Genomic DNA, 22,131 nt, shown 5'->3' on the forward strand with positions numbered 1-22,131 from the left:
CTATTAAGAACTGTAACCAATATAATTGCCAAAGATATTTTAACCGTGTATCTCATTCCTGTTATTACTATTTAGCTTGAAAGATAATTAAGTTTTGAATAGGTAATTTTTCTTCTGATGGCTGACCTTGCAGATCTTTATCTTACGAATACATTACCATTTAATCGTAAGAAAAATGACATGAATTGGTGAGTTCATGTCATTCATGTGGTGGCTTAGTTGTAAAGTATGCTAACACCGATCCATGAAGAGATATAGTACAAGGGTGTGACACAACCGGAGTTGATTTGAAAAGAAGTGTCGGCTACAAAATATATTGCATTACACTTTAGGCTCCCAACCCGGCTGATATGTGCGACCCCAAAGTTCCATTGCTTTTTTGTCGCCTACCACATGGCCGTTTGCCTGATCAATATTTAAAGTGTGTCCTGTGCGTTGTGCTATATTTCCGAGTTGCATCCAAAGTGTGCTTTTAAAACCGACTGCTACATCTGCATTTGGAACCTTTGAAAGACGAATACTATCTAAAAAGTTAGCGATGTGTACGGCGTCGAGGCTTTCACCAGGGCTTGATGTGTTGCGACCATCTATGACTGCATTTGATTTAATTTCTTTTAAAACCTTTCCCTTCTCATCGTAAATGGTATAACCGTCGTGACCGGTGAGCATAACTCCTTTGTCTCCGTAAAACAAAACACCCCTGTCGAGCCCCTCGGTTTTGAAATTATTACAGCTTCGACCCTCCCAAACCACTGTAGCCTCAGGACAGTCGAAAGTGATTAGCTGGGTATCGGGAGTCTGCCAGTCGTCTTTTGCAAAATACCTTCCACCGGTGGAGTTTACACGCAACGGGTAATCAACACCAAGGCCCCAGCGCGCTACATCAATTTCGTGGGTGCCATTGTTAAGCGCCTCGCCAGTGCCCCAGTGCCAGAACCAATGCCAGTTGTAATGGATCACATTATCCTTATACGGCATTCTTGGCGCGGGACCTTGCCAAAGATCATAATCAAGTCCGGGCATCACTGCTGTATGCAGACCAACACCAATAGGTTTTCTTGCATTTGTGTACCATGTTTTTGCCATATGCACTTTGCCGATCGCTCCGCCTTTTAGCTCGTTGATACCTTCTGTAAGCAACTTCCACGATCTACGTTGTGTACCCATTTGAACAATCCTGTTATACTTTCTGGCTGCTGCAATAGACATTTCCCCTTCGCGTGGATTATGTGCCAAAGGCTTTTCGCAATACACATGTTTGCCAGCGGCACAGCCTAAAATGGTTGCAGGAGCATGCCAGTGATCGGGCATGGCTATATAAATTGCATCAACATCTTTGTCTAGCAAAACTTTACGAAAATCGTTTTCTCCTTTTGGTGCGTCCTTACCTGTTTTTTTAACAGCATCAATTCCTTTTTGCCTTGCTTTTTCCTCTACGTCACATACATAAGTTACATCTGTGTTTGCTTGTTTGGCAAATGTTGCTGCCATACCTGCACCACGGCCGTTAGAGCCAATGACTGCAACCCGAACCCGATCATTTGCCCCTTTTATATTTCGATAACTTTTGGCTGTAAAGCCTGATGCAAGGCCACCAAAAGCAACGGCTGCAGAACTGCCTGCCATATTTTTAATGAACCTTCTTCTTGAATTTTTCATATGCCATTTTTAAAATTAAAGTTCCTTTATTTTAATGTTTCTATAGGCGACCCTATCGCCATGAGCCTGCAACAGAATGGGGGATGTGGCAGCTTCGGCAAAACCCTTATTATTTTTAAACTTGCTTTGTGCAATTGCCTGTTTAAACTGCTCGCTTCCCCTTGTGTATTCAAGAACTTTTGCTTCATTTAACCAGTGTTCCACCTTATCTCCTTTTACCACAATCCGGGCGGTGTTCCACTGGCCTGCCGGCTTGTAAGGTTTGTTTGGGTCGGGGGGAAGTACATCATACAAAGCAGCAGTTTGACGATTGCCGTTGATGCCGAGCTTAGCATCAGGATGTTTGCTATCATCGATTAACTGATATTCGCAACCAAGTGAAGAATTGGAAAATAACCGGTATTTAATGCCGCTATTACCAGCTTCGGAGACCTTAAAATCGACAGAAAGGTCAAAGTCTTTAAAAGTTTTTGTAGTAACAATATCACCACCGTGGCCTTTTGTTGGATCAAAGTGAAGCTCTGCATTTTGTACAAACCACGCCTGCTCTGGTGCAGTGTCGCGATCTGCTTTTCTCCAGCCATTTAAAGACTTTCCATCAAACAAACTCAATGAACCGTCTTTTGATTTAGGTTGGGCGTTTGCGATGTCAACAAATAGCACTGCCATGAGTAAGAAAAAATAGGGCAATCGTTTCATCTTTTTTCAGGAGTAATTTATGAATGATGAAGGAATAAAAAGTGTTTGAATTATATTTTAAAACTAGTCTATTTTTTAAAACAACCGATAACCGGGCTATTTCCAGGTAGTAGAAAAACTGATCTTATTAACGACAAAGATGGTAGCGTTACCTTTCTAAAACAATAACACCTTCTTTACGGGCAACGACAGCTTTGTTTGCTATTCGGTAAAACAGCGATGTTTCAACTATTCCGGAAACGCTTTTAAAAATGGGATTAATTGAAGAAAGGTCTGGCCACTTTTCAAAATATACATCTATTAAATAATTTCCATTTTCAGTTATTACAGGCCCGTCTTTGCCAGTCATTCGCATGTCAACTTTTGTTCCTTTGAAAAGCTGGCTGATTTTATAAGGAACAAATGCAACGGATTGAGGAAGTATCTCAAGAACAACCGGATACTTTAAATCAAAACTTTCTACCAGTTTTGTTTCATCCCCGATTAAAACAAATTGTTTTGCCATTGAAGCTAATAGCTTTTCGTGGGTATGAATTCCCCCTCCGCTTTTTAAAGCATTCAATTGCTTGTCCAACTGGTCACATCCATCAAAATAAATATCCATTTCTTTAAAGAGTGCGGAAGAGTAAACAGGAAGCTTTTTCTTCTGCAACATTAGAGTTGTAGAAAAAGACGATGTAACAAACCTGATGTCTAAACCATCCCGTATTAATAACTCTAAAAACCCGGCTAAATAAGCAATAGTAGAACCTGCTCCCAGCCCTACAATAGTGTTGTCTTCAACTAATGTAGCTGCCTTTTGTGCTGCTTGCATTTTTAAGTCCATGACCACGTACGATTTAAGTTGTAAGTAACGAACTATTTAATAACTATCAGAAAGTTGTAATAATAGCTTCGGTCACCTTGAATTTTTTGCGCTACTAAACAAACTATCATCAACCCCATTTTAGTTATCGTAGCGATCCAATTTTGAACTGCCCTTTATTTGCAGCTACAGTAAACAAAGACGCTCAACCTGCCAGCAACAATATCTCAAACATTATAATTTGTTAGATTTACTCATTAACTAATAGATGAAATACTTTTTACTATTCATATTATTTACAAGCTCTTCGTTGATCTATGGCCAGGTAGATCCAACTATCAGTGTTATTAGTCGAGCCCGAGGAGCGGTGCTTCAAGCAACTGATGCAACTGGCGGGCCGATACCATCAGCAAAGGAAGTAGTTGATGGATCTTCTATGTTAAATGAAAGCTTTGAAAAAGGAGTAGTGAAATTTAAAACCGGGCAGCAATTCAAAGACGTCCTCCTCAATCTTTCCCTCGTTAACCAACAGCTTTATCTTAAAAAAGACAGTACCGAAATGACTTTTATTCTGCCGGTAGACTACTTTGTGCTGCCGGTTACAGACGAAGGAAAAGTACAAACGTTTCTATTCAGGAGCGGATATCCTGCAATTGGAAAACAGACCAGTAAATCGTTCTACCAGATAGTGGCCGATGGTGCGAAATTCGAGTTATTGAAATTTAGAAATAAGACAATTAATGAGCGGTATGTTTATGGAAGTCCTTTTAAAAAAGAATATAAGTTAGAGCATCGTCTCTTTATTTATAATGTGATCAACAAGCACATTTCAGAAATCACCACTAAAGTAAAATCTTTGAAAAAAGCATTACCAGGCTACGAAGCAGACTTTGATAATTATCTATCTCAGAAAATATTACCCTTCAAAAAGGAGGAAGAAATAAAGTCATTAGTTGATCGTATCAACAACTAATAGTAAAGAAAACTTTCTATTTAGAGAAGTAGTTTTCATTCATAACGTTACCAAGCCCAAAAAAGCCTTTTAGAAGTATCTCTAATCTTATCGTCAAATTTTCCACAAAGTCATACTGATTAAAATTCCATTTAATGCAAAGACTATTTTTGCCGGATGATGTTATTGAGTCATTGGCGTGAGATTGTTTTTGCTGCTTTTTGCCTGGTCACCATTATTCAACTATTTTATTACATAGCTATTTTTAGTCGCCTAGCCTTTTATGAAGTGCAAGCTAAATCACAGTCGCAGCAACAACCTGTTTCTGTTATTATTTGTGCACGTGACGAAGCGGATAATATTGTAACAAATCTGCCGGGTGTATTAGTTCAAAATTACCCCACTTCTAATGAAGTTATTTTGGTAAATCATAATTCTACCGATGATACAAAGTACCTGATTGACGAGCTTAAAAGAACTTTCAAAAACCTCATCCCGGTTTCGTTAACCCAGGATGCGATGATGATCTCCGGAAAAAAATTTCCATTAAGCATGGGAATAAAGTCGGCACGATATGAAACGCTGCTATTGACCGACGCAGATTGTGTTCCTGCCAGCGAGAATTGGATTCAGTTGATGCAGGATGGATACAGCGGTGAAACTGAAATTGTACTTGGCTACGGTGCTTATAACAAAACCGATAGCATGTTGAATAAAATAATCCGCTTCGAAACTTTTCATTCGGCTCTGCAATATTTAAGTTATGCCCTTGCCGGCATACCCTATATGGGAGTGGGTCGAAATCTTAGTTATAAGAAGCAAGTTTTCTTTAAGAACAAAGGTTTTTCATCTATCAACTTTATACCTGGCGGCGATGATGACCTTTTTATAAATAAAGTGGCAACAAAAAAAAATACGGCTATTGTAATAGATCCTGAAGCGCATACTTTAAGCAAGGCAAAAAAAACCTGGGAAGAATGGTTTACGCAAAAGACAAGGCATTACTCAACAGCTAAATACTACCAGAAAAAGCACAAGTGGTTGCTTGGAATGTATTCAGCAACGCAATTTTTATTTTATCCCCTTTTTATTGCTGCTGCCATTTTTTTTAGTTGGTGGATGGCACTTATTGCTTTTGGAGTTAGATTAATAGTGCAGGCCTTTATCTACTTTAAAACCATGAAAAAACTTAACGAAGCAGATCTGTTTCCCATGTTTCTGTTATTCGAATTGTGGATGTGTGTATACTACGTATTGTTTTTGCCAGCTTTATTTAAGAAGGCAAAAAAATCATGGAATTAGGAAACTGATCATTTGCTAATTTCTAATTCAAATAAATAATTCATATGGAAGTCATCCTTAAATATTTCAGCGATTTTAATGAAAAGCAATTGCAACAATTTGCCCGGCTGGAAGAATTGTATAAAGAATGGAATAGCAAGATCAATGTTATTTCACGCAAAGACATCGAAAGTTTATACCTGAAGCACGTTTTACATTCACTTACCATTGCTGCAACTATAGAGTTTCAGCCGGGAACCAACGTTATCGACATTGGCACGGGCGGCGGCTTTCCTGGTGTACCGTTAGCTATTTTTTTTCCTGATGTACGATTTCATCTTGTTGACAGTATTGCCAAAAAGCTTAAGGTTATAAATGAAGTTTCGGGTGCAATTGGATTAACGAACATAACGACTCAACATACACGTGCAGAAGAAATTAAAAACAGGCAGTTTGATTTCGCAGTTTCAAGAGCTGTGGCACCAATTAAAGATTTATGGAGATGGGCTTATCCTCTAATTAAAAAAGGTAATAAGCAACAGCTTCCAAATGGATTGATCTGTTTAAAAGGTGGAGATCTTGTGCAGGAGATTGCAGAAAGCACAGTTAAACCTAGAATGATAGCTATTGATGAAATGTTCGAGGAAGATTATTTTAAAGAAAAGCACTTACTACACATAACAAGGTAATTATTGACCGTTAGAGACCTGTCACTTTCTCAACACAGCGAGGATATCGTCACTCTTTCCAATTCATACAAAATAAAAACCCACGTTATAAACGCAGGCTATAATATGACAATGTGTAATAATTTTATTTACTTTCCTTCGCTCTATGACAAACCACCTCAATAGAGAAACTAAATGCCAGGGCAAAAGCAGCAGCCTCCCAATACGCTTGTTTATTAATCAAAGCAATAAACATCATCACCAGGCAAAACAGGCTGGCCATTACAGTTAATGCGTTTTTTTCCGAAAAGTACTTCTTCATATAAAAATTGGTTTGGGTCTATGGCGAAAATAGACTCCATTATATCCTTTTCAAAATATCAACGGTAAAACATCATTAATTTTCTATTAAAAGCTAACAGTTTAATATTTTGTAAACCTTTTTTAAAAATCATTAAAAATCTTCATAAAGCTTTAACCGGTTTTTTAACCCAATTACCTCGTTCTGCAGGTGTTTTACCTTTTCGAGCAAATGAGCAATCGCATCAATACCTTCAAGGTTTATATCAAGGTCGTAATGTAACCTAACCAATTGTTCTAGTTTCTGTAATTCACTTTCGGGAATGTAGGTCGCTCTTTCAACTGAAGTTATTTCTATAAGACCGACTCGTTGCAGGTCGGCGATAAAGGAATAATCAATTTTATAGTAATTGCAAAAGGCTTCTGTAAGTATTAATTCATCTGTTTGCATAAACCATACTTTTTATAAATCAGGATTCAGATAATTCGCGAAAAAGCTCTTTTTGCTTTTCGGTCAGGTTGACGGGAATTTTTATAGAATAAGTTACATACAGATCTCCGAACTCCCCGTCGCTTTTGTACACCGGAAACCCTTTTCCCTTCAATCTTATTTTGGTTCCATTTTGCGTTTCAGCATTTACTTTCAATTTTATCTTACCCGACAAGGTCTCAAGCATTATCTCGCCACCTAAAACTGCGGTATATAAATCAATGTCAACGGTAGTATGAAGGTCGTTTCCCAACCTTTTTAAAGTGGGGTGCGGCGCAATAACAAACGTTATATACAGGTCGCCGTTGGGTCCGCCGTTAATCCCCTCCCCTCCGTGTCCCTTAAGTTTTATTACCTGCCCATCTTCTACGCCAGCCGGTATTGTAATTCTTATGTTTTTTCCGTTAACAGCCATGGTTTTCTGGTGAGTTGCATACGCATCTTGCAGGGTTAAATGCAACTCTGCATTATAATCCTGTCCTCTGAATTTTGCTTGCCCGCCACCCCGCCTACCTTCCGACCGGCCAAACATCGATGAAAAGAAATCCGAAAAATCCTCATCGCCCTGGCCGCCTGCACCTGCATAAGGGTTGCCTCCTGTACTGTATTGCCGACGCCCTTGCGATTGTCTTGCCTTCTCAAATTCTTCTGCGTGCTGCCAGTCTTTACCATATTTATCGTATTTCTTCCGCTTCTCCGGATCGCTCAATACCTCGTTGGCTTCATTTAATTCCTGGAACTTTTTATGGGCGCCCTTATCGTTTGGATTAAGGTCGGGATGGTATTTCCTGGCCAGCTTTCTAAACGCTTTTTTAACGTCTTCATCACTCGAATCTTTGGCCAGTCCAAGTATTTTATAATAATCTACATACTCCATGCTTTATCGCTTTGTTTTATAAAATTGTAACCTGTCCGACAAACTATTGTTCACCTGGATGCATTGTTGCGACGCTCCGTTCAACTGCATATCGTTTCGCAACTTTTACCACGGTGTGGTTGCGCGAGTAATACTTTTCAAATTTAAGACCATTGCAGGATTTCGAATTTTTAAAAAAATGGCACTAAAACATTGTCAGTCGAAATGAACAATAATTAAGATCGGTCTGACAATTTTGCAAGTAGTAACAGAATTAGGTGTTCAAATAATTTACAGTAATAACAAAGCTTTTATAAATAGTATTTACGGTAGCATAAAGCGGGCACTCAGGCTGTGATTGTTAACTTATATTGGAGGTACCGAAGATCCTATCAGGCCAATTAAAAACATTAGTCGAAGTGTGCGACGCAACAAAAGCACCTGCTTGCTCCCCTGCTTAGTACATCATTCCCTACAAATTCTCTTCGACAAGCAGGCCATTAGGTTTTATATTCAAAGCTCTCCCAATGCCTTTCGAGGCAACGCTTGCTTGCAACAATAGAAACCCAGCCTGGCAAAGAAAGTTGGAGCATTTATATAAAGCTTATTGTTTTAGGCAGCAGCTAACCTGCCCATAAAATTCATATTGTTGTAACCCAATCTTTCGAAATGAAAATATTTGCAACAAAATTTTCTATAAAAGGTTATCACTTGTACTACTGCTATCTTTATTTATATGAATTATCAATCAGATCATTTCAACGGAAAAATTTTCCTGAACCCCGTTCCTACAGATGTTATGGGTAAAGGTTCTTTTGTAAGGATAATGAAAATGTATATGCAAAAGCATCGCGACCGTTCGCCTTTGCACCCGCCCGGACCTTTTAAAGCCGATCTTACGGTGTTGAATAAATTACAACCTGGCCAACTTAGGGTAACGTGGTTGGGGCATTCATCTAACTTAATAGAGATAGATGGAAAACGTTTTCTTACTGATCCGTTATGGTACCAGCGGGCATCACCTGTTACAGCGGTGGGACCAAAACGCTTTTTCGATAATCCACTTCCAATAAACAATCTTCCTGCGATTGATTATGTATTGCTGTCGCACGACCACTATGATCATTTGGATAAAAATGCTATGCTGCACCTTTTGTCTAAACGCATTCCGGTAATTACTATGCTAGGTGTAGGTAGAAGGCTGATTAATTGGGGGGCAGATAAAGACCTGGTGACAGAATTAGATTGGTGGCAGTCGATTGAATTAGGTAACGGTTTTGTAATCACTGCGTTGCCTGCCAGACATTTTTCGGGCAGATGGATTAATGACCGCTTTTCTACTTTGTGGGGTTCTTTCGCAGTAAAAGGTCCGGCACATAACGTTTACTTTGGCGCTGACTCCGGCTACTACGACGGCTTCAAGAAAATTGGCAACCAACTTGGACCGTTCGACTTAACTATGCTTGATTCCGGGGCTTATAACACAGAATGGGAAAGCATACATATGGGACCTGAAAATACAGTGAAGGCTCATATTGATCTAAAAGGAGAACTGCTAATGCCTATACATTGGGGACTGTTCAATCTTGCATTTCACCCGTGGATGGAACCTGTAGAGCGTGTTATAAAAGCTGCTGAAATAAATAATGTAAAACTGATACTTCCCAGGCCTGGTGAAACCTTTATCGTTAATGGCAATTCTTATAACTCTAAATGGTGGGAAACATATAAGCGATGAAGCACGGCTATCTCGCTGGCTCTTTCGGTTGGTTAAAGCAGAACGTTTTTCGATTTGCAATCTTTTTTGCCCGATAAGCATAATTTATTGCAGCCTCTTATTTTAATTTCCCTTCTGATTAATCCCAAACCGCTCGCAATTCCAGTTTCTAATAATTAACGCCAATTTGGGAATGTGTCTCTTTCGGCTATCCTTTTACCTCAAGAACGTATTCTTTAACTAACGGATCGACGTTCTTCGTATTGTTATCAACAACAATCCAAAAAAGGGAAGGCTTCCCCGGGTAGTGAGCGACAACAACCTAAATCCAATCCTAAGAAAATTATCCATTAATCCTACAGAAAACCCTAACAATGAACATCCTAACACAGGCAACCGACAACCAACTCGTTCAGTCTTTTCAAGAAGGCAACAACAGTGCTTTAGAAATTTTAGTTAACCGTCACAAAGACAAAATCTTTACCTCGATAAACATATTGGTAAAAGACAAGTACCTCGCTGAAGATTTATTTCAGGATGTTTTTATTAAGATCATTGATACGTTGCGGAACAACCGTTATAATGAGGAAGGCAAGTTTTTGCCATGGGCCATGCGTATTGCACACAATCTTTGTGTAGATCATTTTAGAAAAGTTAAGCGTACACCCACTATTACAACGAGTGATGACAGGGATATTTTTGAAGTGATTAATATAATGGAAGATGGTGCTGATAAAGCTATTATGAAAACCCAAAGCCATGACAGGATTCGCGCTATCCTGGACATGTTGCCAGAGGAACAAAGAGAAGTAATTGTTTTACGTCATTATGCTGACCTTAGTTTTAAAGAGATTGCAAAAATGACAAATTGCAGTATCAACACGGCATTGGGACGTATGCGCTATGGTTTATTAAACATGAGAAAAATAATGGCTGAAAAGCAAATCGCATTATAAATAACAGAACAAAGAAAGATTTGAAAATATTTACACGAATAGGTAACTCCCCTTACCTACCCTATACGAAAGGCTTCCAGTGAAACGGAAGCCTTTCGTATTTTACCTGAAAAAGCTTTTCTCGAAAACACGAAAAAACTACCGCGAATTATAGGACTACATGCTCGCTTGTTGCACCTGTAGCGTTACAATAATTACACACCCGATCCGTTTTGTATTGTAAACTGTTTCTATGGTAAATAATTCCAGACTTCTTTTTTGTAGCCGCGACATGCACAAGTTTATGGAAGCCAACCACATTACGTCCATAAAAAATCTATTTGACATTTCTATTATTGAATTAGTGCAGATGAAAAACTTTCCGTTTAGACTATTAACTGAATGGGTATCTCTACGAGATAAGTTTAATTTGTTAATTGAAAATTGAACCAAGAATCAAATAAACCTAAAAGTTATTTCTTTAGAATGCCTGATTAAAAGCAAAAAAGGCTCCCCTACTGAGGAACCTTTTTATTGCGTTTTATAGTGCTGTAAATTTAAAAATCTTTACCCCTTCTCGTAAACTGCTTTAGCTGCAAATGTTCCTCTTGTAGAAACTGAAGTCGATTCTATTGAAAGCGTTTTTCCACCATCTAAAAGTTTCCAATTCTCGGTTCCTTTAATCTCCATCGTTTGTCCATCCCTTTCAAACAAAATGTTAGAGTTAAGATTTAAAGTCTGCCCGTTACTCTCCCATTTAGCTATTGACTTCTTTTTCGAAGTTCCAAATACAATGTTTTCAGACTCTTTTCCATCAAGGGTTATTTTTTCGTTTGTTTTTCGTTCCTCCCCATTGAAACTTGAAGTTCTTTCGGTTGTTACCGCATCTGCAGTCTGAGTAACTTTAAGTTTTGTTGGAATTCTCCCGGCCATTTCGCCCAGTTCGCTTTTTTGTGCGTTTAATGTCCAGTCGCCCGAAAAGTTGGCGCTCTGTCTAATTGTATGTGCAGAACATATGGCAGCGAACGCAGCGGCAGTTACAAAAACAGTTGATTTACCAGTAAGCTTTTTTATAGCTGTTTGATGAAAACTCATATTTTAAAGATTTAAGACGATGAATTTAATAGAAATAATTTTACTAACGTGATAAAAAAAACTTATTCGAGGGGATGAAGCGGAATAATCGGTAAACCAATATTCAACACTTATTTATAAAAGCTGCCATTAGAAACAGCAGTAGAAGGGAGTGACACAACAATGCTGAGCAAAATTGTTTAGCCAATACTAAAATAACCTGTAGAGAATTCTTAGAAATACCGCGTAACCCTTAGCTGAGGGAACTTCATTTCTTAAGGTTTCGCGTACGTTACCACCATTAAAATTAAATAAAAGGCACGCATAGCCATGTAAAGTTTCCGCTGCGGCAACAGATGCATGTTAGTAGAAAATTGAGCTGCCGTACTTTTTTAAGTATAGTGAAAGTTTTGACAGAATGGTACATACAGCTGGCTCTGGCTACGCTTGTAAAATTTTACGGGGAACTGTTAAGTTGTGTAAATAAGATGCCTGGGGTGAGAAAGTAATGCCTTTTGTTGAAGCAATCGAGTCATTTATGTGATCGAAATTGTAAGCCCCTTTCGCGCGCCTCGTTTGGCCAAAAACTTTATTTTTCTTTATTTAACTTCTTTCTACCAAAATTAAAAGTGTTTGTAAGGGAACAAAAAGCGCGAACACTTACATTTACAAAATCAGTCTTTATAATTTAAACTAACATCGCGGGGGCGAAGTTGTAATACAAAAATGGGAACTGCATGCGGTTTTTGCCCTTTTTAATGTTTAATTTCGCAACTTACAATAACAGCAAGAGGAGTACTTTTATATATGAAAATAGAATTTATAAAAAACATACAGTTTACTAAACTGGTTAAGGCAGACGGCCAATTAAGAGAATTTAATTTTAGAAAGATCAGCGGGTCGAAAGAAGGATTATTTTCTGTTGACGTTAGTGATGACAGGGGAAACCGCAAAATGTTTAAGATGGCAAAATCTGAGAATACATGGAAGATTGTTGGCGACGAACCTTTACCCGATTGGATTTTTAAAAATGAGAGCATTTTTAATGAATTGATTGAAGAAGAGTTGAAGATTAACGGGTAGCCAATATTATATTTATAATTGAGCTGTTCGTAAAGGGCAGCTTTTTTTATGACTGGTAATTTAATTATGTTATCTGCCTAACCGCAGACTTTCAAAACCATATCTGGCCGTACTCCAAAACTCGTCGAGAGCAATAATGCGAGGTTTAAAAAATGAAATAAGGGAAGGCCAATCAGCTTTATTAAAAACGGTGAGACCAACGGTCTGGCTAAAAATTTTACTGACGACTTTTCCATTTTCGTCTTTTGAATGTAAAGTCCAGGTCCAATTGTTACCTGCTACATTTTTAAACATATTTTTTAGTTGCTCAAACTGCTCATAATACAATTGCTGAATTTCTAAGTCTGCATGCGCTATTTCAATTGCAATGGTTGCCATTTTATTATCTGCTTCCATTTTAAATAACACGTCTTTCTCCCCTGTTTTATAATTTAACCAATTAACCTTTTCTCCTTCAAAAGATGGAACAGGTTTCATGTATTGCCCAAATACTGTCCAAAATTCTTTTCGTAGTTGGGAAGCTTCCTGTTTTGAGAACATAGTGATTAGGTTGGGAGTTATTTTACAACCGCGCAAACGACCATCATGATTTGATGTACAAGTGAGTGACACAACGACGATGCCATGGAAAGCAGCTGTTTGAAACAAAAAAAGCAGCACTTTTAAAATGCTGCCTTTAAAAATAAGTTATTACGGGTCTAAGATTTAAGTGCCTTAATAATTGCTACAAATTCATCAGCTATCAACGATGCTCCACCAACAAGACCTCCATCAACATCCGGCTTTCCGAAGATTTCTTTTGCATTCGACGCCTTTACACTTCCGCCATATAAAATGGACACGTTGTTAGCCACCGCATCGCCGTACTTATGCGCCAGCCGGGAGCGAATGTGTGCATGCATTTCCTGGGCTTGTTCGCTGGTTGCAGTCTTTCCTGTACCGATTGCCCATATAGGCTCGTAGGCTATTACTACCTGCTGCATTTCATCGGCAGACAAATCGAAAAGGCTCTCTTCAAGTTGGGTTTGAACGAACTGATTTTGTTGGTCAACTTCCCTAATAGGCAAAGCCTCGCCGCAACAGAAGATAGGGACGATGCTTTCTTCCAAACACAGCTTTACTTTATCGCGCAGGAATTGATTGCTTTCATTAAAATATTCCCGACGCTCACTGTGGCCAATAACTGCATAATTGACCCCAATACTTTTAAGCATGGTAACAGACACCTCGCCGGTAAAAGCTCCGGATTTTTTTGAATAAATATTTTGAGCTGCAATAAACACATTGTTATTATCAGCAACTTTTTTTGCGGCTAGGGTGAGGTAGGGTGCGGGAACTGCAAAAACAACTTTTTGATTTTCGGAAACCTCAACGTTTGCATCGAGGATGCTGTACAATAATGTTTCAGCTTCGTTAATCGTCAGGTTCATTTTCCAGTTGGCAGCCGCTATTTGTTTTCTCATATGTAGTACTTTTTTTCTTTGAAGTTTTTATTGTGCTTACAACGTTTTCCTATCGGAAAGTTTCAAAGATATGTTTCAAAACCTGTGTTTCCTGTTCACCGATTGTTTTATTCTTCATCTTTTTCCAGTTGCTAATATCGGTTATTGCTTTTTCTAACTTATAACTGCAAGCTGCGTCTGAACCCCAGGTAAAATCAGGAATGAACTTCGGCAGAAGTCCTGTACCAAAAACGTTGCTGCAAACACCAATAACAGAGCCGGTATTTATTGAGGAATTAATAGCCGTACGGGAATAATCTCCCATAATAACGCCACACTTATTTCCTGCCGGCACATAGCCGTTTAAGTCGTAATTCCAAAGTTGTACAATACCACCGGTATTTTTCAAATTACTATTACTGGTTCCGGCGCCCAGGTTACACCATTCACCTATTACACTATCGCCCAGGTAGCCGTCGTGCGCCTTATTACTGTAACCCGTTATGATGCTATTCTTAATCTCGCCACCTCCCATACTGTGCGGACCAATAGTAGTTGCCCCATACACCTTTGCCCCCATCTTAAGAACTGCACCTTCTCCCAAAACAAAAGGGCCGCGAATAAAGCAGCCTTCCATAATGGTTGCATTTTTACTTATATAAATAGGGCCGGTTGATGCATTTAGAACGGCATGATCAATAAGGGCTCCCTCTTCAATAAATATTCGGGACACTTTAGTAATGTGAACGGTGTCATTGGTGTCGTTCGAAATTCTACCTTTTGTAAACAGGGTAAAGTCGGATTCAATCATTTGCTGATTGAGTAGTAATAAATCAAAAGGAAACACAATTCTTTGTACTGGTGGTATTGAACTCACTTGCTTAAAAAGTGAAGAAAGATGATTGATAGAAGGTGCAGCGTTTATAACGGCTCTTCCGGCTATTAGGCCATTATGATCTTTAATTGCCTCATTTGCCTTTAAGGCTGATATCGTATTTATTAGTTCGAGACTTGGAATAACACAGGCATCAACAAAAAAATATTCCCCTGAAGGAGTATTTATGTAAGAAGATTGAAGGTAAGTGTCGGTGAGAACAAAAGCCTGGCGACCTGACATTTTTTCCCATCGTTCCTTTATTGTTACTATACCCATTCTGAGGTCAGCAACCGCTCTTGTTAGTGTAAGAGGAAACAATTTCTTCCGTGACGGTGTGTCGAATAAAATAATATTCATATGAAATAATTAAGGGCAGTTAAATTTGAATTAACTGCCCTTGCAAGGTTTTTATTTAAAGCAAATCTTTTAGAATTAAAAATACTGACCGATCTTCTGCAATTCACTCTCGATTTCTTTTTGCTTATTTTCTCCCGCAAGCAAGTAAGAATTCTTAATGGTATTCAGACTTTCTTTAGTAAGGTTGATATCTTGTGTTAATTGGTTGATCTCAGTCTTTAGTGCATTTATTCTTTGAGTTAATGCTTGTAACTCTTCAGTTTTCTTTTGAATTTGCTGCTCTTTTTGCCTGACTTCTTTTTGATACTTCAGTGAATGCGCTCCCTGGAAGGCGTTCATGTCCCTGCCAATAATATTTAAATACTCCTGCCCTGTAGATAACAATTTCTCCTTAGTAAGGCCGGTACTTTTTAAAACATTGTAAGCGGTTCGGTATTTAATTGCTTCGTCCAGTATGTCGTCAATATCTACTTTACTGTCCACAAATTCTTTATAGTCTGTTCCCTGAAATACCGGGTTAGTTAAGTTGGCGTTATCAATTAACTTCTCAAAATATTGCGCATGTTCTGGTAGCGGACCTGCAATAGTGCCGCCGGGACCATACCTTGGAACTTGATTAGCACTGATTGCATTAGCCGGGGTACTTGTAATTAACGGATGTTGTGCATTTGGATCTACTGCGTTTGGTGCTGCTTTAACAGGGGTAACCGGAGGCGTAGAAGCAGCAGGAACGGTAGGTGCTACAGAAGAATTAGGACCCGCTTTATTATTTTTTGCCTGCTCCTTTTTCTGTTCCTCGTCAAATTCTACAAAAGGGGTTAACAACTGCTTAAGAAAACTCATAACAAAGAAGATTATTTATTCAAGCTTAGTAAAAAGCCGATTGTAAAGTTTGCATCCCAGTCAAAAACGAATGTGTCGGTTTTGGTAGCATCAGATATAGCTTTATAGATATTTAATCCTGATGCCATTTTTTTGTCGGCTGCTTTATACGACGCCGGCGCGTGTAACACTGTATATCTTTCTTCACCCTTGCGATGTTGTTTAGCCAGGGTAAAAGGAACACCCCCGATGATAAAACCTACGTTGCGCTTACCTTCCGGAATTTTACTGGCCTGGCTTTTTACCTGGCTATATACATCTTCGTCAGAAGTTCCTTTATCATAATATTTTGCTCCTGGCAGCTCTTGAGATTTCAGCGTGCCGTTTTCATCCCACGAAACTTTGGTGTTGCCTGAGCCAATGTCAACCATAAAGGAGTTATCTGCAAATGAAGGAGGAACAGTAGCTTTAAGGGCCAACTTTGCTTCTTGCTCAGCAGTAACATTGTTTACTACAAAACCCATTTTTTTCAGTTCGTTACTGATAGTAGTTGTTTTAGGCTCTTTTTGTGCTCCTGAAGAAATAACAAAGTGCATGTTATTTTTTGAAACACCTTTATCAAACATTGAAGAGAGGTATTTTTTTAAACCTGCCCTAATGTCTTCGGTGGTAGCCAAACCTTCATACGCAAGTGACTCTCCAAAATCTTTGGATACAATTTCCCATCGCTTTTGGTTGTCCATATTAATAACAAAGGAGTTGAACCCTGTTGCGCCAACTTCAACCACACCGCGCATCGTTCCATTTTCCGGCTTTTGCGGCGTATAATTAAATTCCCTTGATTCGGTTTTTGCTTCGCTTGTTGCGGTAGGTGTACTTGCCGCCTCTTTATCGTTGCCTGGTGGTGTAGTTGAAAGCTCGGTAGCGTTTTCTTCTCTTAGCTGGGAGAATTTCGGCTTAAGGGCAAAATATGCCAGAGCTGCAATTATTAGAACAACTACAATAATACCCGCTGGTTTTATTCTCATTTTATATCGTTTTTTGTTTTAGTAATATTGATCTATCAAAATTCAGTCCTTGCTGCAATTATAGAATGTTCACACGCTATTGCCGGCAGCATACAATAAGAAAGTTTATCAAAGTTAAAGGACCGAAAATCAATAACTCAAGGTGAATCGTTGAAATCTATAAAGAGCAATATAATTATAGTAATTTTCATAATAACAATGCTAATGTTAAGTTCAACCAATTTTTTAACCGGCATTTTAATTCTGTAATATTTCCACTTTCTATGAAATATACTCAAAATGATGATTTACTTATTCCGGAACTATTTGATGCACAACCAGAATCAGTAGTATGGTTTGAAGCTGTGTACAGTGGTAATCAACGTGCTGACGGAAACTCACTCGATTTTGAGGTTTCCTATTGTAATAATGCTGCTTGTAAATTTTTAAACGTTACAAAGGAAGCATTGATAGGGCAACGTTTGTTATTCAACTCTATACTTGACGAGGCCTCAACTACATTAATCTTCCAACAATCAGCAGAGGTGTACAAAAGCGCCTTGCCTCTGGAATTCACGTACTTTAATCAGCACCTTAACAAGTACTTCAACGTTTCGAGAAGTAAAGTTAAAAACGGTGTGCTTTCGGTTACACGAGACATAACCCAACAATACCTGCTGCAAAAAAGGCTTGAACAGCAAGCCAAAAAATTTGATAGTGTTATAAATACTTCCGGAGATGGAATTATTCTTTTTGAATCAATAAGAGATAAAAACAATGCTATTGTAGATTTCAGCATTACCCATACCAACGCGGTTGGAGCTCAATTAGGAAGAATACCTTCTGACACCAAAGGAAAAACCCTACTTGAAATATTACCTCACCTGAAACATTCGGAGCAGTTTATGCTTCATAAGCAGGTGGTAGAAACAGGGGTTCCGGTTCAGTTTGAAACCACATTCCGAAACGAAAAGGGGGAAGAATACGGGTGGTTTATAGTATCTCTTTTAAAGCTGGAAGATGGAGTGTTATCAAGATTTGTAGATATTTCGGAGAAAAAGAAATATGAAGAAAAAACGGAAAAACTCGTTTCTGAACTAAAAAGGTCGAATGCGCAGTTATCAGAATTTACTTATGCAGCTTCACACGATTTAAAAGAGCCTATACGAAAAATAAATATTTTTATTAATCAACTTAAACGTACTTATAGTTCTATAGCGAATGTAGAAGGAATACCGGTCTGGGAAAAATTAGAACTGGCAACCGAGCGCCTTCAGCTATTAATAAACAATTTGCTTGAATATGCCAATGTTAGTGGTCCGGCAGTAGAACCGGAGGACATAGACCTTAATGAAAAAATTAAAAACGTTTTGGAAGAACTGGATGTGGCAATAGAAGATAAAAAAGCAAAAATTCTCGTGGATGAGTTGCCTAAAATTAAAGGCTATAGCAGGCAAATACAGCAGTTGTTTCAGAACTTAATTGAAAATGCCCTGAAATACAGTCAACCTGGAGTAGCACCGGAGATTAGTATACACTGCAAGGTAGTTTTGGGAGCTGACATTGAACTAGAACTAACTGACGAACAAAAAAATAAGACCTTCTACCTTATTGCCATCACTGACAATGGAATTGGTTTCGAGCAGAAGCACGCGCAAAAAATCTTCGATATTTTTCGGCGCCTACATACTAAAAAAGAATATCCCGGAACAGGTGTCGGGCTTTCAATAGCACGTAAAGTCGTAGAAAACCATTATGGCTATATAACTGCAAAAAGCGAAAATGGTATGGGTGCGGAGTTTAAAGTTTATTTACCCAAAAGTCAGCAATAATGAAAATACGCGGCATTCTTCATGTCCGTTGCAGTAGTGTTTCGGTTCCTTACTTATTGGCGATAGTAATCATGACAACTCTTCCGCCTTCTTCGTTTGATAGCAGTAATTTTTTGCCATCTGTTAAATCGACCATCGTATTTATTGGGATCTCTTTGTCTTCAGTAAGGTCTTTTAAAGACTTAAGTTTTTGATTTACCAGCACCCACTTCCCCTTAAAAAAAGTAAAATAACCTACCGGCACTTTTTGTTCTGCTGTAAGTTTTTCGTTTCTAACAACGTGTCGGTTCACATGCCATTGAAATAAGTACTGGTTATTGTAAACCATCAAACGGTGGTTTTCAGGCTTCCAGACAGAAGGCTTAAATTGATAATACAGGTCCAGCACAGGCAAAGTGCCTTTAACATGGGTACCACAAAAAGGGCATTTTGGCGAGGTTGAATTATCAAAAACAAACCACTTCTGATCGCATTGCGCGTTGCTGCAAGGCTGCATAAGATCTGTGGTTTTTAATAAAGCCTGCTCCCAGGTGTCGGCATTGGGTCTAAGGTTGGGATGATGTAAACCGGTAATAAAAGCCTGCTCAAACAATGCCTTTAAATAAGGCCCCGTAATAGCGTAAGGAAGCTTACTAACATCGGCCCATGGCAAAGCCGATTTAGATACCTGGTCTAGCTTAGGTCTGTTAGATGCATCTGTAGGATGCTCTATAAACAGTGCCTTTTCTCCCATCGACAACAAGTCGTCCTGTTCAGTATCCAGCGAATTCACCTTGCCTCCTTTTAAGGGATGGCGATACAAGAGGTACATGTAAATCATAACCGCCAGTGCATGCAGATCAGTTGTACGGTTAGCATGTTTTCGATTTGGGTCTCTTAAATTTAAATGTTTGGTAGCCAAAACTTCGGGAGCTATAAAATCAGCGGTACCGATCACATCCGGCGGATATAAACCTGGCACAACCAGTCCGTCAATATCTATGATAGTGGCAGACTTACTTGCCGGGTCAACCAACACGTTCTTATACGACAGGTCAGAGTGCGCAAGCCCTGCCGAATGCAGACGTTTTACGCCCCTGGCAATTTTTACACATATCTGAAAATAGCTCAACCAGTTTCCTAACTCACTTTCATCAAGCCGCAGCGCAAATTGCTTATTCCTAAACTTCGCAGAGGCAAACCAAAGGCCCTGTTTTTCCTTACCCTTAATGCCTTCACTGGTTGCATATCCTTTTTTAAAAAAGAAATTCTTGTTATACGCCGGCACTATAAGCCCTACTTTACCGTCAACTTCCACCATATCAGTAGGCCAACAGTACAGCTCTTTAAAATAGTCGCCCCCTTCCCTATTAAAGAAACTATCGTAATACTGGGTCACCAGTTTCTTTAACCGCTCACGGGAATTAAAGTCCTGCTTATCCCGGTAAAATGCAACAACGTACGACTTGTCAGGCCCGAAATAAACATCTTTCATACCGCCTCGCATTGGCTCGCCGTTGTCCACATACTGGTACGTTTTCCCTGTACTGATAACAGATGCAGCCGATTTTATATTCGTAGCGGGAGTATTTGAAAAGTTGCTTAAGTAACTCACTCGAAATGTTTTATTTTTTGTTTACAAGCCTTATAACGCTCCTCAACATCGTTGTGTCACTCACTTGTACTTTTTTATCTATAAGGAACCGGTGAATAGCTAATTGTTATTGATTAATGTTTGATGGAATAATTGAACATTGGCTTCAAACCCAAAACAATAAACCCTAAACCTCTAATCTCTAAAACACGATCGCCAACGTTCTGTCATCATGATTTCCGGTACTCCAAAAATCCATCCATCCCGAAAACTGCTGCTCTATCTCTTTATTATCTGCCCTTAATTCCACTTTTACTCCGTCGTCATTCTTGCCACCGAGGTCCGCTAAAAATTCTTTCCACTTTTTTATGTTTGGCAAATTTGCTTCCACTACAAATTTCGGATCATAAATTCCATCCGACATCATTATCAGGTAAGAGAAGTCATCAACCAGCTTAAAACCAAACCTGGTTGAGAATTTCTCATTCTTAAAGATTTCAGGCATTGTAATGAACCTTGTCCCCCCGCCAAACTCACCAACGTCGAGCCAGTTCATTAAGACCACTTCAGTAATACCCTTATTTAATACTGCAATCGGGCAGTCACCTACGCCAAAAGAAAGCAATGCATAGCCAATATCATATTTTTTAAACAGCATAAATATTAGCGTGCTGTTTAAGTCTTTTAAAGCAATACTTTTTTCGGTGGCAAAAGCCTCCAGTTTCTTATGTACCTGGAAAGCTGCTTTTCCAAGGTTGTTGTACACAAAATGGTTCAGCTTTTTTTGAATGTCTTCGCCTGTGTTGCTTTTGTATTGTTGCAACAGGCCATCAAACTCCACTAGTCTTTCAACTGACTCTCTCTCTTCAAAAAATTCTACCACCCCATTACAAGCTAATGCAGAACCTTTTCTTGACAGCTTTGCACTTCCTGCTCCGTCTGCAACAACTACAAGGCTCCATCCATTTTCCAGGTCTTTAAAAGCAAAATCATCTTCTCTATAAGAACCAACATTCGCATGCGAACGTCCACGTTTTGATGAAACAAGAATATGCCGGTCACCTATAGGAGCAAACACGGTTACATCGTTCTCCTTCCAATAAGGGTCGTTCTTATCACTTTCTACATTTTTCCACAGACTTTTCGGATCGGGGTTAATGATGAAAGGGATGATTTTTTCATTGAAAGGTGCCTCCTCGGGCTGACCATCCACTTTAAATTTGAACGTAATTTTAATATCTCCGCTTTGGGTAGGTACGCCGGTAATTTGTTTTGTTTTTTCATCATACCGTAGTCCAACCTCTTCCAGTCCTTTAAATTCAAATGCAACTATGTTCTTCCAGTTCAACTTATTAAAGTCAAAACTGGTTTCATAAGGCTTACCTACCGTTGCGTTTAAAACGCGAACCGGTTGTTGCATTATCTCATTAATCTTTTCTTCCGACTTCCAATTACCCATAAGCTGGTTCAGGTTTTCGACAATAATATTAATAGAGGCTGCATTTTTTTCGTCCTGTAAAAACTTGTCCAGCAAGTCAGTCCTGTTAGCCGGAATATTGATTTGATTACTTTTAAAAAGTTTTATTACCAACTGCTTTACATCATTCATTCTATCTTATTTTCTTACAACGTCGATGTGGTCTCACTTTACTTTCAGCCGTTACACTAACAGGATGCCTCTGTAGCCTCAAACATTACAACT

At 38.9% G+C, this 22,131-nt stretch carries 21 protein-coding genes; 7 read left to right on the forward strand and 14 right to left on the reverse strand.

The window, feature by feature from the left end; all coding sequences use genetic code 11:
* Nucleotides 1–321: 321 nt before the first annotated feature.
* The 3 genes from JWR87_RS04725 to rpiA form a co-directional block, all read right to left on the reverse strand.
* Nucleotides 322–1,659 (reverse strand): Gfo/Idh/MocA family oxidoreductase, encoded by a 1,338-nt coding sequence (locus JWR87_RS04725; protein ID WP_297816196.1) that lies wholly within the window; start codon nt 1,657–1,659, stop codon nt 322–324.
* 15 nt (nt 1,660–1,674) lie between these two features.
* Nucleotides 1,675–2,328: a DUF1080 domain-containing protein gene (locus tag JWR87_RS04730; protein WP_297816198.1), complete on the reverse strand. Its 654-nt coding sequence runs from the start codon at nt 2,326–2,328 to the stop codon at nt 1,675–1,677.
* Between the two features lie 178 nt (nt 2,329–2,506).
* Nucleotides 2,507–3,184, reverse strand: coding sequence for a ribose 5-phosphate isomerase A (gene rpiA, locus JWR87_RS04735; protein ID WP_297816200.1), 678 nt, complete (start codon nt 3,182–3,184; stop codon nt 2,507–2,509).
* 247 nt (nt 3,185–3,431) lie between these two features.
* Between rpiA and JWR87_RS04740 the strand changes: the two genes are divergently transcribed.
* The 3 genes from JWR87_RS04740 to rsmG all read left to right on the forward strand — a co-directional run bounded on the left by JWR87_RS04740 (nt 3,432) and on the right by rsmG (nt 6,085).
* Nucleotides 3,432–4,136 (forward strand): hypothetical protein, encoded by a 705-nt coding sequence (locus JWR87_RS04740; protein WP_297816202.1) that lies wholly within the window; start codon nt 3,432–3,434, stop codon nt 4,134–4,136.
* 156 nt (nt 4,137–4,292) lie between these two features.
* Nucleotides 4,293–5,417 carry a glycosyltransferase gene (locus JWR87_RS04745; RefSeq protein WP_297816204.1) on the forward strand — a complete coding sequence of 375 codons (1,125 nt, stop codon included), beginning with the start codon at nt 4,293–4,295 and terminating at the stop codon, nt 5,415–5,417.
* A 44-nt stretch (nt 5,418–5,461) separates the two neighbouring features.
* Complete coding sequence (gene rsmG / locus JWR87_RS04750) at nt 5,462–6,085, forward strand: 16S rRNA (guanine(527)-N(7))-methyltransferase RsmG (protein ID WP_297816206.1); 624 nt, start codon at nt 5,462–5,464, stop codon at nt 6,083–6,085.
* 124 nt (nt 6,086–6,209) lie between these two features.
* Here the strand turns inward: rsmG and JWR87_RS04755 are convergent, their stop codons facing one another.
* The 3 genes from JWR87_RS04755 to JWR87_RS04765 all read right to left on the reverse strand — a co-directional run bounded on the left by JWR87_RS04755 (nt 6,210) and on the right by JWR87_RS04765 (nt 7,731).
* Nucleotides 6,210–6,386, reverse strand: a complete 177-nt coding sequence (locus tag JWR87_RS04755) for a hypothetical protein (RefSeq protein WP_297816208.1) — start codon at nt 6,384–6,386, stop codon at nt 6,210–6,212.
* Nucleotides 6,387–6,518: 132 nt separating this feature from the next.
* Nucleotides 6,519–6,815, reverse strand: coding sequence for a chaperone modulator CbpM (locus JWR87_RS04760; protein WP_297816210.1), 297 nt, complete (start codon nt 6,813–6,815; stop codon nt 6,519–6,521).
* A gap of 19 nt (nt 6,816–6,834) precedes the next feature.
* Complete coding sequence (locus JWR87_RS04765; RefSeq protein WP_297816212.1) at nt 6,835–7,731, reverse strand: J domain-containing protein; 897 nt, start codon at nt 7,729–7,731, stop codon at nt 6,835–6,837.
* Nucleotides 7,732–8,446: 715 nt separating this feature from the next.
* Here JWR87_RS04765 and JWR87_RS04770 point away from each other — a divergent pair.
* The gene (locus JWR87_RS04770) at nt 8,447–9,448 is read left to right on the forward strand and encodes an MBL fold metallo-hydrolase (protein WP_297816214.1); all 1,002 of its coding nucleotides are present in this window, start codon (nt 8,447–8,449) and stop codon (nt 9,446–9,448) included.
* Between the two features lie 353 nt (nt 9,449–9,801).
* Nucleotides 9,802–10,383 (forward strand): sigma-70 family RNA polymerase sigma factor, encoded by a 582-nt coding sequence (locus JWR87_RS04775; RefSeq protein ID WP_297816216.1) that lies wholly within the window; start codon nt 9,802–9,804, stop codon nt 10,381–10,383.
* A 546-nt stretch (nt 10,384–10,929) separates the two neighbouring features.
* On the opposite strand, the gene JWR87_RS04780 is transcribed toward JWR87_RS04775, so the two are convergent.
* Nucleotides 10,930–11,457 carry a hypothetical protein gene (locus JWR87_RS04780; protein ID WP_297816218.1) on the reverse strand — a complete coding sequence of 176 codons (528 nt, stop codon included), beginning with the start codon at nt 11,455–11,457 and terminating at the stop codon, nt 10,930–10,932.
* 786 nt (nt 11,458–12,243) lie between these two features.
* Between JWR87_RS04780 and JWR87_RS04785 the strand changes: the two genes are divergently transcribed.
* Nucleotides 12,244–12,519, forward strand: coding sequence for a hypothetical protein (locus JWR87_RS04785; RefSeq protein WP_297816220.1), 276 nt, complete (start codon nt 12,244–12,246; stop codon nt 12,517–12,519).
* Nucleotides 12,520–12,588: 69 nt separating this feature from the next.
* Here the strand turns inward: JWR87_RS04785 and JWR87_RS04790 are convergent, their stop codons facing one another.
* The 5 genes from JWR87_RS04790 to JWR87_RS04810 all read right to left on the reverse strand — a co-directional run bounded on the left by JWR87_RS04790 (nt 12,589) and on the right by JWR87_RS04810 (nt 17,045).
* On the reverse strand, nt 12,589–13,059 hold the full coding sequence (locus JWR87_RS04790) for a DUF4268 domain-containing protein (protein WP_297816222.1): 471 nt from the start codon (nt 13,057–13,059) through the stop codon (nt 12,589–12,591).
* Nucleotides 13,060–13,217: 158 nt separating this feature from the next.
* A complete protein-coding gene (gene tpiA, locus JWR87_RS04795; RefSeq protein ID WP_297816224.1) occupies nt 13,218–13,982 on the reverse strand; it encodes a triose-phosphate isomerase in 765 nt (254 codons plus the stop codon).
* A 49-nt stretch (nt 13,983–14,031) separates the two neighbouring features.
* A complete protein-coding gene (locus JWR87_RS04800) occupies nt 14,032–15,195 on the reverse strand; it encodes a putative sugar nucleotidyl transferase (RefSeq protein WP_297816226.1) in 1,164 nt (387 codons plus the stop codon).
* 75 nt (nt 15,196–15,270) lie between these two features.
* Nucleotides 15,271–16,038, reverse strand: coding sequence for a hypothetical protein (locus tag JWR87_RS04805; protein WP_297816228.1), 768 nt, complete (start codon nt 16,036–16,038; stop codon nt 15,271–15,273).
* A gap of 11 nt (nt 16,039–16,049) precedes the next feature.
* Nucleotides 16,050–17,045, reverse strand: a complete 996-nt coding sequence (locus JWR87_RS04810; protein ID WP_297816229.1) for a hypothetical protein — start codon at nt 17,043–17,045, stop codon at nt 16,050–16,052.
* 263 nt (nt 17,046–17,308) lie between these two features.
* Between JWR87_RS04810 and JWR87_RS04815 the strand changes: the two genes are divergently transcribed.
* Nucleotides 17,309–18,856, forward strand: a complete 1,548-nt coding sequence (locus JWR87_RS04815; protein WP_297816231.1) for an ATP-binding protein — start codon at nt 17,309–17,311, stop codon at nt 18,854–18,856.
* 49 nt (nt 18,857–18,905) lie between these two features.
* On the opposite strand, the gene JWR87_RS04820 is transcribed toward JWR87_RS04815, so the two are convergent.
* Together JWR87_RS04820 and JWR87_RS04825 are read right to left on the reverse strand one after the other, a co-directional pair.
* Nucleotides 18,906–20,450, reverse strand: coding sequence for a kinase (locus JWR87_RS04820; RefSeq protein WP_297816233.1), 1,545 nt, complete (start codon nt 20,448–20,450; stop codon nt 18,906–18,908).
* A 181-nt stretch (nt 20,451–20,631) separates the two neighbouring features.
* Nucleotides 20,632–22,038, reverse strand: coding sequence for a PP2C family serine/threonine-protein phosphatase (locus JWR87_RS04825; RefSeq protein ID WP_297816235.1), 1,407 nt, complete (start codon nt 22,036–22,038; stop codon nt 20,632–20,634).
* Nucleotides 22,039–22,131: the final 93 nt, after the last annotated feature.

Origin of the sequence: Segetibacter sp., from assembly GCF_025963695.1 — a bacterium.
GTDB lineage: Bacteria > Bacteroidota > Bacteroidia > Chitinophagales > Chitinophagaceae > Segetibacter.

Excerpts from the sequence above, each read along its gene's own strand:
- JWR87_RS04725 (WP_297816196.1), bottom strand. The coding sequence starts at position 1,659 with ATGAAAAATTCAAGAAGAAGGTTCATTAAAAATATGGCAGGCAGTTCT.
- JWR87_RS04780 (WP_297816218.1), bottom strand. The coding sequence starts at position 11,457 with ATGAGTTTTCATCAAACAGCTATAAAAAAGCTTACTGGTAAATCAACT.
- JWR87_RS04755 (WP_297816208.1), bottom strand. The coding sequence starts at position 6,386 with ATGAAGAAGTACTTTTCGGAAAAAAACGCATTAACTGTAATGGCCAGC.
- JWR87_RS04810 (WP_297816229.1), bottom strand. The coding sequence starts at position 17,045 with ATGAGAATAAAACCAGCGGGTATTATTGTAGTTGTTCTAATAATTGCA.
- JWR87_RS04790 (WP_297816222.1), bottom strand. The coding sequence starts at position 13,059 with ATGTTCTCAAAACAGGAAGCTTCCCAACTACGAAAAGAATTTTGGACA.
- JWR87_RS04815 (WP_297816231.1), top strand. The coding sequence starts at position 17,309 with ATGAAATATACTCAAAATGATGATTTACTTATTCCGGAACTATTTGAT.
- JWR87_RS04740 (WP_297816202.1), top strand. The coding sequence starts at position 3,432 with ATGAAATACTTTTTACTATTCATATTATTTACAAGCTCTTCGTTGATC.
- tpiA (WP_297816224.1), bottom strand. The coding sequence starts at position 13,982 with ATGAGAAAACAAATAGCGGCTGCCAACTGGAAAATGAACCTGACGATT.
- JWR87_RS04805 (WP_297816228.1), bottom strand. The coding sequence starts at position 16,038 with ATGAGTTTTCTTAAGCAGTTGTTAACCCCTTTTGTAGAATTTGACGAG.
- JWR87_RS04775 (WP_297816216.1), top strand. The coding sequence starts at position 9,802 with ATGAACATCCTAACACAGGCAACCGACAACCAACTCGTTCAGTCTTTT.
- rpiA (WP_297816200.1), bottom strand. The coding sequence starts at position 3,184 with ATGGACTTAAAAATGCAAGCAGCACAAAAGGCAGCTACATTAGTTGAA.
- rsmG (WP_297816206.1), top strand. The coding sequence starts at position 5,462 with ATGGAAGTCATCCTTAAATATTTCAGCGATTTTAATGAAAAGCAATTG.
- JWR87_RS04825 (WP_297816235.1), bottom strand. The coding sequence starts at position 22,038 with ATGAATGATGTAAAGCAGTTGGTAATAAAACTTTTTAAAAGTAATCAA.
- JWR87_RS04770 (WP_297816214.1), top strand. The coding sequence starts at position 8,447 with ATGAATTATCAATCAGATCATTTCAACGGAAAAATTTTCCTGAACCCC.
- JWR87_RS04800 (WP_297816226.1), bottom strand. The coding sequence starts at position 15,195 with ATGAATATTATTTTATTCGACACACCGTCACGGAAGAAATTGTTTCCT.
- JWR87_RS04745 (WP_297816204.1), top strand. The coding sequence starts at position 4,293 with ATGATGTTATTGAGTCATTGGCGTGAGATTGTTTTTGCTGCTTTTTGC.
- JWR87_RS04765 (WP_297816212.1), bottom strand. The coding sequence starts at position 7,731 with ATGGAGTATGTAGATTATTATAAAATACTTGGACTGGCCAAAGATTCG.
- JWR87_RS04760 (WP_297816210.1), bottom strand. The coding sequence starts at position 6,815 with ATGCAAACAGATGAATTAATACTTACAGAAGCCTTTTGCAATTACTAT.
- JWR87_RS04730 (WP_297816198.1), bottom strand. The coding sequence starts at position 2,328 with ATGGCAGTGCTATTTGTTGACATCGCAAACGCCCAACCTAAATCAAAA.
- JWR87_RS04785 (WP_297816220.1), top strand. The coding sequence starts at position 12,244 with ATGAAAATAGAATTTATAAAAAACATACAGTTTACTAAACTGGTTAAG.